Below are 13,059 nucleotides of genomic sequence, written 5' to 3' on the forward strand. Positions count from 1 at the left end.
GGTACAGGTGGGCTGGGTCTACGACGTCAAGGCAGACAGCAACAGCTACAGACGCGCTTGAGGTCGATATGCCGCCGCGCCACGAGGGCGATACGCAGGCTGCGGTTGGCGACGGTCACGCGCCCATTCTGCCATGAATACCGACGAGCTTCGCAACCAGGTGAAATTTCTCCTCACGGTGATTAAAACTAGCGATCCACCCTGGGCGAACGGCCTGCGAAAGCCGAGTATTCCCTGGGAAGCATCGGGCACCCGGCCCATCACGCCGGCCGTGGGAAGATTTGGCATGGCCCTTCCCGACGCACCGGCAGACCTGCCCGACATGCAGGCGACGCATGGGCGGCCGTTCGGGCTGTATGTGCATGTCCCGTTCTGCATCACTCGGTGCGGCTACTGCGACTTCAACACCTACACGCCGGCGGAGTTGGGTGGCGTCAACCCCGACGCCTGGCTGGAGGCGCTGCGCGCGGAGCTCGAACTCGCGGCGGCACGGCTGGACGCCCCGACGGTGAACACGGTTTTCGTCGGCGGCGGAACGCCGTCACTGCTGGGCGGCGAACGCCTGGCCGCGCTGCTGGGCATGGTGCGCGACCAGTTCGTGCTGGCCCCGGATGCCGAGGTGACCACCGAGGCCAATCCCGAATCGACCTGGCCGGAATTCTTCGATGCCATCCGCGCGGCCGGATACACGCGCGTGTCGCTCGGCATGCAGTCGGTGGCCCCACGCGTGTTGGCGACCCTCGATCGGGTGCACTCGCCCGGGCGAGCGGGCGCCGCGGCCGGCGAGGCGATGGCCGCGGGCTTCGATCACGTCAACCTCGACCTGATCTATGGAACTCCGGGGGAAACCGACGACGACCTGATGCGTTCCGTCGACGCGGCCCTCGAGGCGGGCGTCGATCACGTGTCGGCGTATGCCCTGCTGGTCGAGGAGGGCACCGCGCTCGCCCGGCGGGTCCGGCGCGGTGAGCTCGACGCCCCCGACGACGACGTGCTGGCGCATCGCTACGAGCTGGTCGACGCGAAGCTGTCGGCGGCCGGGATGCACTGGTATGAGGTGTCCAACTGGTCCCGGCCGGGCGGGGAGTGCCGGCATAACCTCGGCTACTGGGACGGCGGCCAATGGTGGGGGGCGGGCCCCGGCGCGCACGGATACGTCGGCGCGACACGATGGTGGAATGTCAAGCACCCCAACACTTACGCGGAGATGCTGGCGCGTGCCACGCTGCCGGTCGCGGGGTTCGAGCAGCTCGGGCCCGATGCCTTGCATACCGAAGACGTGCTATTGAAAACCCGTCTGCGCCAAGGGCTTCCGCTGGACCAGCTGGACTCCGCCGAACGCGAACGTGCGCAAGCCGTCGTCGCCGACGGATTATTGGAGCCCGAGGGCGAGCGTCTGGTCCTCACGCCGCGCGGGCGACTGCTTGCCGACGCGGTCGTGCGAACGCTGCTCGGGTAGTTCTCAGGTGGCCGGGAACCAGTGCCCGACAACGCGAACCATCTCGATGTAGAGCGGAATCCCGACGGTGACGGTGTAGGAAAACGTCAAACCCAACGAGGCGGCCAGCGGCAAGGTAGGGCTGGCCTCGGGGATGCCCAGGCGCTGCACCGCCGGGAGCGTGATGTAGGACGCGCTGCCGCACAGCACCGCGAACAGCACATAGGTGCCCGGCTGGAAGTGGGTGTCGGTGAGGTAGGAGTAGGCGTGGGCGGCCAGGATGCCAAGCGCGGCAAACAAGTTCGGCGCCAGCAAGGCGAAGAAGATGAACCCGCCGCCGGCGAGCCTGAGATCGCGCAACTTGCGCGACGCCGACATGCCCATCTCGAGCAGGAACAGGCAGAGCACTCCCTGGAACGCCGCGACGAAGAGCTCGTTCTGGTCGTGAACGACCTTCTGCCCCTGCAGCGCACTGATGAAGCCGATCGCGATCCCGCCGACGAGCAGAATCAGGCCGGGATTGAGGAACACCTCCCGCAGGATTTCGCGCGAGAACAACGGTGCCTTCAAGCGCCCCGGTGTCTGTGCGTACCACTCGGGGTGCGCCCCCTTTTCCAGGGAGAACTCCAGCTCCTCCTCGATCCCGCGCTCGGTGTCGTCGTCGGTGAGGCCGCCGACTCGCTGGGTAGCCGCGCCCGGCCCGACCCTTGCGGGGGCCGTGTATCCAACCTCGTCCGGCATGAACCCGGCCTCGTCCATCCCCCGATGCCGCATCCGGGCTACCAGGTACAGCGCCACCAGGCAGCCGGGAATCTCCATGAAGGCCAACATGACCGGCATGTAGGCGTCGAAGGCGATACCGACGCCCGTCAGTACGGCCACGCACGTGGCAAACGTTCCCGCCGAATCGGATCCGTAGTAACCGGCGACCGTCGCCCGGTCGATCCGCCGCAACCGGGTCAGGTACCTCAACAGGAAATAGGTCAGGGCACCGATCACCAAATTCGACGCGACGCCCGCCGCCACGAAGCCCGCGATGTTGTCGATGTCGGCCGGTTTGACTTTGGCGAGTTCTTCACCGCCCTGCCACCCGATGGCCACCAGGAGGTACATGGTGAGGCCCTGATAGATCGCGTACGGGAACTCGAAGCGCACCTTCAGGATCGGGATCAGGAAGCCGAAGTAGAAGAACAGCAACAGCGGCTTGAAGAGATTGTGGGTGAAGTTCAGCCACAACTCCTGAAGCATCGCGCCTCCTGGTGAGCTAGCCCGGCCGAGTCGGGAGCGGCAAACTGACGCGCGGCGTCCGAGGACTCACTAGAACCATGAGGATTCACTGCAGCGCAGTCAACTTGGTGAAGCGGTCTTTACGAACAATTAACACGCCCGCATCGCGGAGGAAGCGCACGGCATTCCGTCGTCGGCACCGCGGCCATCGCGACGGCCGAATACCGCTGTGGCCGCGCCGATTTTGTCGCCGCTAGGTGCCCGGGAACCAGTGCCCGACGATTCGGACGATCTCGATGTAGAGCGGGATGCCGATGGTGACGTTGTAGGAGAACGTCAGACCCAGCGACGCGGCCAGCGGCAACGTCGGGCTCGCTTCGGGGATCGCCAGGCGCTGGACCGCCGGCACGGCGATGTAGGACGCCGCACCGCACAGCACCGCGAACAGCACGTAGGTTCCGGTCTTGAAGTCGGTGTGGGTCAGGTAGGCGTAGGTGTAGGCGACGAAAATCCCCAGCGTCGCAAAGAGATTCGGCGCCACCAGCCCGTAGAAGATGAAACCGAGGCCCGCGGTTCGCAGGTCCTTCAGCTTGCGCGACGCCGTCATGCCCATCTCCAGCAGGAACAGACACAGCACGCCCTGGAACGCCAACACGAAGAACTTGTCGTCGTCCGCAACAACCTTCTGCCCTTGCAACCCACTGATGAGGCCGATGACGATGCCGCCGAACAGGAGGACCAGCCCAGGGTTGAGGAATACCTCCTGGAAGAGCTCGCGGGAGAACAGGGGCGCCTTGGCCTGCACCGTCGCAGGGCTCCGCTCGGGCTCCCACTCGGGATGCTCCATCTTCTCCAGCGAGAGCTCCAGCTCCTGCTCCAGCGCGCGCTCGTCCTCGGACTCGAGGCTCGCGCCCTGCGGCGGCCGCGCCGGCGTGCCGGGACCGACTCCGACCTTGACGGGCGGCGTGTACCCGGCCTCGTTGGGCATGTACCCCGCCGAGTCCAGCCCACGGTGTCGTAGGCGCGCCACCAAATACAGCGCCACCAGGCAACCGGGAACCTCCATGACGGCCAACATGACGGGCATGTAGGCGTTGAAGGCGATGCCGACCGCGGTTAGGACGGCCACGCACGTGGCAAACGTTCCCGCGGAGTCCGACCCGTAGTAGCCGGCCACCGTTGCGCGGTCGACGCTTTTCAGGGAGGTCAGCAGGTTGAGCAGCAGGTAGGCGATGCCGCCGATCACGAAGTTCAGCACGAAGCCCAGCACCATGAATCCCACGATGACCCCGACGCTGGAGGCGTTGACGTTGGCGAGCTCCTCGCCCCCGTGCCAGCCGATGGCCAGCAGCAGATACATCGTCAGGCCCTGGTAGATCACGTACGGGAACTCGAACCGCACCTTGAGGATCGGAATCAGGAATCCGAAGTAGAAGAACAGCAGGAGCGGCTTGAACAGGTTGTGCGTGAAGTTGTGCCAGAACTCTTGCAGCATTGGTGCCTCTCTTGTTGAAGCGACGATCAGGGGAAGCACCGTCCGCGACCGGGCAACCAAGAACTCCCAAGACCGTGCAAGAATTTAACCCCGCCGGTAGGCGTCCGCCAGTCGGACACAGCGCGAAGCGGCCCTGTTTTACACAGGGGAATCCGAATGGCTGATTTTGCCAAAGATCGTGGTCACAGCGCCGCTGGTCGGCCGGTGTAAGCGACGCTAGACGTGAATCCACTGTGACTTTTCTGGGGATTCGCTGTGTGGCATTGGTGTCGCCCGGACACGCCGGGGGAGTGCCGACTGTGACGTCACGCGGCGGGGCTTGCGAACCGTTACATAGGTTAGGCTACATTTACTAACCGTGACCGACGTCAGCGTTTCGCCGAGTTCCGCCGGCACCACGTCACCGCCGATTCCGCTCCCCGCCCATATCGACCCCGCCGACCTCGCAGCCGAGCTGGCCGCGGTGCTGCCCGAGCGGTTCGGCGAGGAGTACTTGCTCTACGAGCACGGTGGTCAATGGGTGCTGGCCAGCGGTGTGCAAGCCATGGTCGAACTGGACAGCGACGAACTGCGCGTCATCCGCGACGGCGTGATTCAGCGGCAACAGTGGTCCGGTCGACCGGGCCCGGTCCTGGGTGAAACCGTCGACCGGCTATTGCTGGAAACCGATCAAGTGTTCGGCTGGATCGCGTTTGAATTCGGCGTCTACCGCTACGGGCTGCAGCAGCGGCTGTCGCCGCGAACCCCGCTGGCCCGACTGTTTTGGCCACGCACCCGCATCGTGGTGACCGCCGAGACGGTTCAGCTATTCAACGCGGCAGCTTCTCACCGCGAGGCGGTGCTCGGCCTACTCGAAGCCGGTGTCCCGGGTGTGGGCGACGCCCGCGAAGTCGAGGTCACCGCCGACCCGTCCGGCTACCGCGATCGCGTAGCGACGGCCGTGGGCGAGATCGGCGCGGGCAACTACCACAAGGTGATCCTGTCTCGTTGTGTTGACGTGCCTTTCGCGGTGGACTTCCCGGCCACGTATCGGCTCGGCCGTCGGCATAACACCCCGGTGCGGTCGTTTTTGTTGCGCCTGGGCGGAATTCGCGCCGTCGGCTACAGCCCCGAACTTGTCGCCGCGGTCCGTAATGGTGGCGAAGTGGTGACCGAGCCGCTGGCCGGAACCCGTGCGCTGGGTCGTGGTCCCGCGCGCGACCGCGAGGCTCGTGATGATCTCGAATCGAATTCGAAAGAGATTGTCGAGCACGCGATCTCGGTCCGCAGCTCGCTGCACGAGATCACCGAGGTCGCCGTGCCGGGCACGCCGGTGGTCACCGATTTCATGACTGTGCGGGAGCGCGGCAGTGTGCAGCACCTCGGCTCGACGATCAGCGCGCGCCTGGACCCCTCACGCGACCGGATGGACGCGCTCGAAGCGCTCTTTCCGGCGGTCACCGCGTCGGGCATCCCGAAGGCGGCGGGTGTGGAGGCCATCCTGCGCCTCGACGATCACCCGCGCGGCCTGTATTCCGGTGCGGTGGTGATGATTTCAGCGGACGGTGGCCTGGACGCCGCGCTGACGCTGCGGGCGGCCTACGAGCGCGACGGTGCGACGTGGCTGAGGGCCGGCGCGGGCATCATCGCGGCGTCGGACCCCGAGCGCGAGTTCGAGGAGACCTGCGAGAAGCTCTCCACGCTGGCGCCGTATTTGGTTGCGCGTCGCTAGCAGTCCAGCCGGGTAACGGTTGGGGCACGTTTGTGTCACCCCGCGTCACGTCGCGCGGCCCCGCGTTTTCCGTGGTCGAGAATGCGGAACATGACGCAATCGCGGGAGCCCGACGATGGCGCGTGAAATCTCGCGGCAGGCTTTCCTGCGCGGCGCCGCCGGGGCACTGGCCGCGGGCGCGGTGTTCGGATCGGGCCGCGTCGGCTGGGTGCGGGCCAACGCCGCTCCGAATGCCACCGGCTGGGACGGCTTGTCGAACGCCCTCGGCGGCGAGGTATTGCTACCGAATAGTCCCCAATTCGGCTCTGCCAAGCAGGTTTTCAACACCAACTACAACGGCTATACGCCGGCGGCGATCGTCACCCCGAAATCGGCGGCGGACGTGCAAAAGGCGATGGCCTTCGCCGCCGCCAACAACCTCAAGGTCGCTCCGCGCAGTGGTGGGCACTCCTATATCGGGGCGTCCACCGCGAATGGCGCCATGGTGCTCGACCTGCGACAGCTGCCCGGGGACGCCAACTACGACGCCTTCACCGGGCAGGTCACCGTGACGCCGGCGACCAGTCTGTACACGATGCACCGCACCCTGGCCGCGGCCGGTCGCGGCGTCCCGACGGGTACCTGCCCCTCGGTCGGGGCCGCGGGGCACGCCCTGGGCGGCGGAATGGGCGCCCAGTCCCGGCACGCGGGCCTGCTGTGCGATCAGTTGACGTCGGCGTCCGTGGTGCTGCCCAGCGGCCAGGCGGTCACCGCGTCCGCCGGCAGCAATCCCGACCTGTTCTGGGCGCTGCGCGGTGGCGGTGGCGGCAACTTCGGCGTGACGACCGCGCTGACCTTCGCGACATTCCCCACCAAGGATGTCGACGCCGTGAACCTCAACTTCCCGCCACAGTCGTTCGCCCAGGTGCTCGTCGGTTGGCAGAATTGGCTGCGCACCGCAGACCGGAACAGCTGGGCACTGGCCGACGCCACCGTCGACCCGATGGGCACGCATTGCCGGATTCTGGCGACCTGCCCGGCCGGATCGGGTAACGGCACCGCGGCCGCGATCACCCGGGCGGTGGGAATGCAACCGTCCGGCACCGAGAGTCACACGTTCAACTACATGGACCTGGTGAACTATCTGGCCGTGGGAAACCTCAACCCGTCGCCGCTGGGATATGTCGGCGGATCCGATGTGTTTCCGACCGTCAACGCCGCGGTCGCCCAGGGGATCGCCTCGGCCGTCAATGCCTTCCCGCGCGGTGCGGGCCGCATGTTGGCCATCATGCACGCGCTCGACGGTGCGCTCGCGAGCGTGGCACCGGGAGCAACGGCGTATCCGTGGCGCCAGCAGTCCGCCCTGGTGCAGTGGTACGTCGAAACCGGTGACCCGGCGGCCGCGACCAGCTGGCTGAACACGGCACACCAAGCGGTGCAACAGTATTCGGTGGGCGGGTACGTGAATTACATCGAGGCCAACCAGCCGCCGTCGCGGTACTTCGGCCCGAACCTGTCCCGGCTGACCGCCGTACGGCAGAAGTACGACCCCGGCCGGATCATGTTCTCCGGGCTGAACTTCTAGCCCGCTCGCTGGGGTAACGGACGCGACCGCACCAGGGTGGGCCACCAGAACCATGGCCCGAGGATTCGCAGGATGCACGGCACGACGAACGAACGCACGATCAGCGTGTCGAGCAGCAGGCCGATGCACACGGTCGAACCCACCTGGCCGACGGTGCGCAGCTCGCTGGTGAGCATTGCCAGCATGGTGAACGCGAACACCAAACCGGCGGAAGTCACTACGCCGCCGGTGCTTCCGAGCGCGCGGATCAGGCCGGTGTGGATTCCGGCGTGCAGCTCCTCTTTGACGCGAAGGATCAGCAGCAGGTTGTAGTCCGAACCCACCGCCACCAGGATGATGAACGTCAGCGGCAATACCAACCAGTGCAGCGGCAGGCCGATCAGGTGCTGCCAGACGAGGATGGAGAGCCCGAACGCCCCGGCGTAGGAGAAGGCCACCGTGCCGGGGATGACAATCGCTGCCATCAGACTTCTGGTGAGGAACAACATGATCAAGAAGATCAGCACGAAGGCGGCGATCGCCACGATGAGCAGATCGGACGCGGCGTATTGCTTGATGTCCTTGTTGGTTGATCCCGAGCCGCCGATATAAACCTTCGAGCCGGCCAGCGAGGTCTCTTTGAGCGCCACGGTTATCGCGGTGGGGAACTGTTCTACATGCTGCACGCCTTCGGGGCCGTTGGCATCGCCCTCATGGGTGATGATCAGCCGGGCCGCCTTGCCGTCGGGCGACATCAGTAGCTGCATACCGGTTTTGACGTCGTCGTTGTCGAAACCCTCGTGCGGGATGTAAAAGAAGTCATCGCTGCGGGACTGGTCGAAGTCGAGCCCCACGTTGATCTGGTCTTCGAATGTCTGGTCGGTCTGGGTGGACTGCAGAGAAGACTGGCCGTAGGTGCTGACCAATAGAGAGGCTAACGCCTCCGAGTCGTCGGCCGTGAGTTTCAGCTGCGTGATGATTTGCGGCAAGGTCTTGTCGATGACCTCGAGAGAATTTACGGCGTCCTTGATGTCGTCGGCCATTTTGTCGAGGCCGTCGACCGACTCGAACAGCGACCTGAATGCGTAGCAGATGGGAATGTCGAAACAGTGCTTCTCCCAATAGAAATAGCTGCGCATCGGCCGGAAGAAGTCCTCGAGGTTGGCAAGGTTCGACCTCAACTCGTCGGTGACCTTTTGCATGTCCTCCATGGTGATGACCGTCTTGTGCATCTCATCCGACATCGTTTGGAAGAAGCCGATCTCTTTGCGCAAGACCGCGACCGTGTGCTGCGTAATCTGTGCCTGCTCGTTGGTATTGGCGTTTTGCTGCTTGGTGAACGGGAGCTGTTGACCGCTCCCGCTGCCTTGTGTGGTGAACAAGTAGGGAATGGTGGCATGTTCCAAAGCCCGGCCCATGGGCCTGGTGATGCTTTGCACCATCGCGACGCCGGGAAGGCGTTCGAGGGCCTTGGCCGCGCGGTCTAGTGAGATGAAGTCGCCCGAGTTTCGCATGTCGTGATCTGACTCGATCATCAGCATCTCGGAGAACAGCTTGCTCTTCGGGAAGTGCCGGTCGGCAGCCTGGAAACCGAGGTTGGCCGGGGAGTTGTGCGGCTGGTACTGGCGGTCGTCGTAGTTCTGCCGGTACGTCGGCACGAAGATCGCCCCGAGCAGAACGGCGGCGGCGCTGGCGAAGAGGATCGGCACCGGCCACCGGACCACGCTCGTCCCGAACCGCCGATACAGATGCGCCTTGGCCTTGCTCCTTGGGTCGAAGAGCCCAAAAAGGCTGCCCAAGGTCAAGAAGGCCGGGCCCAGCGTCAGCGCTGCCGCGATGGTAAACAGCATGCTGATCGCGACGGCCGGCCCCATGGTGTGGAAATAGTTGAGTCGCGCGAAGGTCAGGCAGTAACACGCCCCGGCGATCGTCAGCCCCGAGCCGAGGATGACGGGTGTGACGCTCTTGTACGCGGTGTAAAACGCCTCCTCCCTGCTTTCGCCGTCGTGTCGGGCCTCGTGATAGCGGCCCATCAAGAAGATGCCGTAGTCCGTCCCCGCTCCCAGCGTGAGCGCAACGACGATGTTCACTGCGAATGACGAGAGCTCGATGTACCCGAGATGCCCAAGGGTGGCAATAACCCCCTTCGCGACCAGCATCTCGAACAGAACTCCGGCCAACGGTACAAACAGGTTGACGATGGAGCGGTACACCAGCAGCAACATCGCAATGATGAGGAAGATCGTCACGATCGTGATGTTGTTCAGGCTCGAATTGGCAATAGCCACAGTGTCTTTGGCGAGCGGGGCCGCGCCGCTGACATAGACCCTGAGCCCGGGCGGCGGCGCGTCCTTGGCGACGATATCCCGAACGGCGGCCACGGACTCATTCGCTTGCATCTGGCCGATATCGCCCGCGAGACGCAACAGCACGTATGCGCACTTGCCGTCGAGGCTCTGGGCCCCCGCCGCGGTGATCGGCTTCCCCCACAGATCCATGGCGTACTGCACATGCTTGGGGTCTTGCTTGAACCGGCGCATCAGATCGTCGTAGTACCGATGATCCGCGTCGCCCAGCGGCCGGTTGGCTTCGAGCACGATCATGGCCAGGCTGGTCGAATTCGACTCGTGGAATTTCGCGCCGATGCTCAGCAGCGCGCGCTGTGACGGCGCGTAGTGCGGGACCAGTGGCCCCGCGAGTTCTTCCGCAACCCTCTCGACCTGCGGCATGAAGGTGTTGGTCGACACGGCGAGCAGGCCCCAGAAGGCGATGATCGGTATCGCGAAGATGCGGACCATTCTGGGGACGAAGGGGCGCTTCGCCCGAGGCTGCGCCTGGTGTTCGCTCATGCGGATTTCACCAGGCAAAAGACGTGTGCGTCCTGATGAGCATCGGATTGTTCAGCGCGGACAACGCCATTCACCCGCAACCGGCAGCCGACTTGACCACCATGAACCTGCGCCGAGATGCTGCCGGACACCACGGTGAGTGTCGTCGCCTCCGTATGCGACCACGGCAAGGTCGTGAGATCAACCTGGTGTGGATGCCCGTTGATGTCCACCCAGACCAGCATCCCGCCATCGCCGATGGAGCCGAACAACTCGTACGTGAGCCGTTTGATACTGAACTCCGGAGGCGCCGCCGGCTCATTGACGGTGATGACGGGCGGGGGATTAGAGAACTGGTGCACCTTCACCATGGCCACCGCGCCCACGCCGATAGCAATGACCGCGACCAATGGCATCCAGACGCGTGCCAAGACCGTCCTGCCGACCGAACGAGGGCTCACTCGATCACCTCTCCGAACTTCGGTTCCGGATCTCGTCTGCGCATCCCGCCCCCGCCTTCATGCCCATGCAGATAGTAGACGGTCATGTGCCTAACGGGAAATGGGACCGGGCCCAGACGATCGGCACGGCGCCGGAACGCCTCAGTACGCCTTGCGCAGGCGCCTTTTCAGCCTTGCGCTTCTGAGAATCTGAACAGTGAGGTTCATCCCGGCCAGCATGGGGAAAACCCCGAGAAATGTCCGCTCGGAGGGCGTCGCCCCATGCAGGTGGTAAAGGCTGCCGAACACATAAAAGCAGCCCAACATGAATAGAGCGCCGGGGATGGACAACGCCATCAACGAGCTGCGGGCGGCGATGATTTGCTGCGCATAGTCCAACTCATCCCGTGACAGCGGTTCGCGTTTGCGCACTTTTTGCGTGACCGCCCTGGCGCTGCCTATTTCTTCGTCTATCGCGGTAGGCGTTCGGTTGCGCAACTGCATTGTGAAGACGAAAGCAACCGCCGCGAACACCAGCGCCAGCATGAGGGCGAGTACTGTCAGAAAACCCCATAAAGCTTCACCCATTGTTCGGCTCCTTCGCCCAGACGTCGAACCTAGCACCACGGGCTCGGCTGGCGCGCGGTGTCAGCCCACGCCGCCGACCTGGCGGGCGATCTCCTTTTTGTCGACCTTGCCGATGGGTGTGGTGGGCAGCGAGGGCATCGCGACTAACATGTCGGGCCGGGCATGCGCGGCCACACCGCGCCGGTCAAGGTAGGCATTCAATTGCGCCAGGCTGACCGGTTCGCCGGTGAAAACGACGGCGACGCAAATCTTTTCGCCTAGGTAGGGGTCGGGCAGTGCGACCGCCGCGGCCGAGAAGATGGCGGGGTGGCTTAGCAGCTGCTCTTCGATGTCCGCGGCGGCAATGGTCTCACCGCCGCGACAGATCACGTCTTTGACCCGCCCGGTGACCACCAGGTAGCCGTCCTTCCTGCGGCGGACCAGGTCGCCGCTGCGGAAAAACCCGTCGGGATCGAAGCAGCGCTTGTTGTCGCGTTCGGCACGGAAGTAACCGTTGAAGGTATACGGGCCGCGCACCAGCAGCTCACCCTCTTCGCCGGGCGCCACCGGCTCGCCCGCGCCGTCGACGATGCGCAGTTCGTCACCCGCGCACAAGGGCCGGCCCTGGGTCCCGTCGAGCAATTCCGTCGGATCGCCGGGACGGGTGAAATTGAGCAACCCCTCCGCCATGCCGAACACCTGCTGCAGGCCCGGGGTCAGCGCCGCGCGCACCCGTCGGGCATCCTCGGGCTCCAGTTTGGCACCGCCAACCTGCAAGAGCCGCAACGACTTCGGTGTCACCGTTTCCCAGTCGCAGGCCTGGGCCCACAGTTTGGCCAGCGCCGGCACCAGGGCGGTGACGGTGACGCCGTGCCGGTCGATGGCGGCGAAGGCCGCCTCTGGGCTGGGATCGTTGCCGAACACGGTGGTGGCGCCCACCGTCATCGCACCGAGTAGCCCCGGACAGGCCAGGGGGAAGTTGTGGCCCGCGGACAGCGCCACAAGATAGACGTCCTCGGTGGTGAGCCCGCAGACGGCGGCGCTCGCGGTCGCGTTGAACACGTAGTCGTTGTGCGTGCGGGGGATGAGCTTGGGCAGGCCGGTGGTTCCGCCGGAAACCAGTAGCAAGGCAGGCGATTCCGGATCGACGGGCGATACGGTGTCTACAGCCGCCGCGGACTCGCACAGCCGCCGCCATGAGACGAACGGGCCGGGGTCGCCGTCGACGATGACGTGCTGGAGCGCGGGGTGATCCTCGGCGAGCTGGCGTGCCATCGCCCGATAGTCGAAACCGTTTGCGGCGTCGGCGATTAACAGCGCGCTGGCTTGACCCACGGCGGCAAAGTGTCCCAACTCGGCGGCCCGATGACCGGGCAGACACATCACCGGGATCGCCCGCGCGCGCAACAGCCCGAACAACGCGACCGCGAATTGGCAGCCGTTCGGCAGCTGCAGCAACACCCGGTCGCCCGGTCCGATGCCCAAATCGCGCAGCCCCGCGGCCGCACGGTCGGCCCGCTCGTCGAGTTCGGCGTAGCTGAGTCGCTCGCCCGGCACTGCGTCGAGCACGGCGATCCGTTCGGGCCAGCGCCGGGCCGCGTCGGCGAGGATCGCGTCCACGGTCCGGCCCGTCCAATACCCGGCCGCCCGGTACGCGGCGGCCCGATCGGCCGGGAACGGCACGAATCCCTCGAGGCCTTCGGCCGTCGGCTGCGCGGTCTCTGCGGGCATCGGACTCCTCAATGGGGGGCTAGTGGCGGCGACCCGGTGATCGAGGATAGGGTACCCAAAGAAATTAGGGCAGCCTTTG

General features: G+C 65.2%; 10 protein-coding genes. 3 read left to right on the forward strand and 7 right to left on the reverse strand.

Annotation, left to right across the window (positions count from 1 at the left end; all coding sequences use genetic code 11):
* Positions 1 to 26: 26 nt before the first annotated feature.
* Complete coding sequence (locus tag ACQI5H_RS19240; protein WP_371328371.1) at positions 27 to 119, reverse strand: Ms4527A family Cys-rich leader peptide; 93 nt, start codon at positions 117 to 119, stop codon at positions 27 to 29.
* Between the two features lie 167 nt (positions 120 to 286).
* Here ACQI5H_RS19240 and hemW point away from each other — a divergent pair, with 167 nt between their 5' ends.
* Positions 287 to 1,459 (forward strand): radical SAM family heme chaperone HemW, encoded by a 1,173-nt coding sequence (gene hemW / locus ACQI5H_RS19245; protein ID WP_427080921.1) that lies wholly within the window; start codon positions 287 to 289, stop codon positions 1,457 to 1,459.
* A 3-nt stretch (positions 1,460 to 1,462) separates the two neighbouring features.
* Here the strand turns inward: hemW and ACQI5H_RS19250 are convergent, their stop codons facing one another.
* The gene (locus ACQI5H_RS19250) at positions 1,463 to 2,686 is read right to left on the reverse strand and encodes a sodium-dependent bicarbonate transport family permease (RefSeq protein ID WP_427080922.1); all 1,224 of its coding nucleotides are present in this window, start codon (positions 2,684 to 2,686) and stop codon (positions 1,463 to 1,465) included.
* A 232-nt stretch (positions 2,687 to 2,918) separates the two neighbouring features.
* Entirely contained in the window at positions 2,919 to 4,160 is a 1,242-nt protein-coding gene (locus tag ACQI5H_RS19255) for a sodium-dependent bicarbonate transport family permease (protein ID WP_427080923.1), read from the reverse strand.
* Positions 4,161 to 4,518: 358 nt separating this feature from the next.
* Here ACQI5H_RS19255 and ACQI5H_RS19260 point away from each other — a divergent pair, with 358 nt between their 5' ends.
* On the forward strand, positions 4,519 to 5,871 hold the full coding sequence (locus tag ACQI5H_RS19260) for a salicylate synthase (RefSeq protein ID WP_427080924.1): 1,353 nt from the start codon (positions 4,519 to 4,521) through the stop codon (positions 5,869 to 5,871).
* Between the two features lie 115 nt (positions 5,872 to 5,986).
* Positions 5,987 to 7,435, forward strand: a complete 1,449-nt coding sequence (locus ACQI5H_RS19265; protein ID WP_427080925.1) for an FAD-binding protein — start codon at positions 5,987 to 5,989, stop codon at positions 7,433 to 7,435.
* On the opposite strand, the gene ACQI5H_RS19270 is transcribed toward ACQI5H_RS19265, so the two are convergent.
* The 4 genes from ACQI5H_RS19270 to ACQI5H_RS19285 form a co-directional block, all read right to left on the reverse strand.
* Positions 7,432 to 10,263 (reverse strand): RND family transporter, encoded by a 2,832-nt coding sequence (locus tag ACQI5H_RS19270; RefSeq protein WP_427080926.1) that lies wholly within the window; start codon positions 10,261 to 10,263, stop codon positions 7,432 to 7,434. The genes ACQI5H_RS19265 and ACQI5H_RS19270 overlap by 4 nt on opposite strands.
* The gene (locus ACQI5H_RS19275) at positions 10,260 to 10,658 is read right to left on the reverse strand and encodes an MmpS family transport accessory protein (protein WP_427080927.1); all 399 of its coding nucleotides are present in this window, start codon (positions 10,656 to 10,658) and stop codon (positions 10,260 to 10,262) included. Before ACQI5H_RS19275 ends, ACQI5H_RS19270 begins: the two co-directional genes overlap by 4 nt.
* Positions 10,659 to 10,844: 186 nt before the next feature.
* The gene (locus tag ACQI5H_RS19280; RefSeq protein ID WP_427080928.1) at positions 10,845 to 11,270 is read right to left on the reverse strand and encodes a hypothetical protein; all 426 of its coding nucleotides are present in this window, start codon (positions 11,268 to 11,270) and stop codon (positions 10,845 to 10,847) included.
* 60 nt (positions 11,271 to 11,330) lie between these two features.
* Positions 11,331 to 12,980, reverse strand: coding sequence for a (2,3-dihydroxybenzoyl)adenylate synthase (locus ACQI5H_RS19285; RefSeq protein ID WP_427080929.1), 1,650 nt, complete (start codon positions 12,978 to 12,980; stop codon positions 11,331 to 11,333).
* Positions 12,981 to 13,059 lie beyond the last annotated feature (79 nt).

The sequence above is a fragment of the Mycobacterium heidelbergense genome, assembly GCF_050205645.1.
Lineage (GTDB): Bacteria > Actinomycetota > Actinomycetes > Mycobacteriales > Mycobacteriaceae > Mycobacterium > Mycobacterium heidelbergense_A.

What these genes read in the sequence shown, in the direction of transcription:
- hemW (WP_427080921.1), top strand. Translation starts at nt 287, where the DNA reads ATGGCCCTTCCCGACGCACCGGCAGACCTGCCCGACATGCAGGCGACG.
- ACQI5H_RS19250 (WP_427080922.1), bottom strand. Translation starts at nt 2,686, where the DNA reads ATGCTTCAGGAGTTGTGGCTGAACTTCACCCACAATCTCTTCAAGCCG.
- ACQI5H_RS19255 (WP_427080923.1), bottom strand. Translation starts at nt 4,160, where the DNA reads ATGCTGCAAGAGTTCTGGCACAACTTCACGCACAACCTGTTCAAGCCG.
- ACQI5H_RS19265 (WP_427080925.1), top strand. Translation starts at nt 5,987, where the DNA reads ATGGCGCGTGAAATCTCGCGGCAGGCTTTCCTGCGCGGCGCCGCCGGG.
- ACQI5H_RS19270 (WP_427080926.1), bottom strand. Translation starts at nt 10,263, where the DNA reads ATGAGCGAACACCAGGCGCAGCCTCGGGCGAAGCGCCCCTTCGTCCCC.
- ACQI5H_RS19275 (WP_427080927.1), bottom strand. Translation starts at nt 10,658, where the DNA reads ATGCCATTGGTCGCGGTCATTGCTATCGGCGTGGGCGCGGTGGCCATG.
- ACQI5H_RS19280 (WP_427080928.1), bottom strand. Translation starts at nt 11,270, where the DNA reads ATGGGTGAAGCTTTATGGGGTTTTCTGACAGTACTCGCCCTCATGCTG.
- ACQI5H_RS19285 (WP_427080929.1), bottom strand. Translation starts at nt 12,980, where the DNA reads ATGCCCGCAGAGACCGCGCAGCCGACGGCCGAAGGCCTCGAGGGATTC.